The following is a 568-nucleotide window of genomic DNA, read 5'->3' on the forward strand; positions in this document are numbered from 1 at the left end:
GTTGTTCGGCTGAGAGACTCATCAATATTACCTCGGTGATAATATTGATTGTTTCAATTTTTCAGCTTGTTCCGGATTGTTAAAGAGCATAATAATTCACAGTATACCGTTTCCGGTAAACTCTGAATTATTTTTCAGATATCAGATAATGGTGGAGCTAAGCGGGATCGAACCGCTGACCTCCTGCGTGCAAGGCAGGCGCTCTCCCAGCTGAGCTATAGCCCCATTATTTGGTTTTCCCGGGCGTGTCTTTTCATCATGAAAAGAGGAAACCGCATTGAGACAAGGCATGGAAAGGCGAAGTTTACTAAGGTAAACGAGTCTTTTCATAACGCAGTATCAATTCGGTTTTGGTAGGCCTGAGTGGACTTGAACCACCGACCTCACCCTTATCAGGGGTGCGCTCTAACCACCTGAGCTACAAGCCTATTCCCGGTATCTGCTTCTTTCTATCAGACAATCTGTGTGAACACTCACATTCAATACCAACTAGGTAAGGAGGTGATCCAACCGCAGGTTCCCCTACGGTTACCTTGTTACGACTTCACCCCAGTCATGAATCACAAAG

The 568-nt window shown here is 45.4% G+C and carries 2 tRNA genes and 1 rRNA gene; all 3 read right to left on the bottom strand.

Features of this window, described 5'->3' with window-relative positions:
* Positions 1-149: 149 nt before the first annotated feature.
* Positions 150-225, bottom strand: a tRNA-Ala gene (locus tag GN208_RS17875).
* 126 nt (positions 226-351) lie between these two features.
* Positions 352-428: transfer RNA gene (locus GN208_RS17880), tRNA-Ile, on the bottom strand.
* 66 nt (positions 429-494) lie between these two features.
* Positions 495-568: ribosomal RNA gene (locus GN208_RS17885) — 16S ribosomal RNA — on the bottom strand; the annotation flags it as partial.

Source organism: Morganella sp. HSTU-ASny43, from assembly GCF_022819185.1.
Lineage (GTDB): Bacteria > Pseudomonadota > Gammaproteobacteria > Enterobacterales > Enterobacteriaceae > Morganella > Morganella morganii.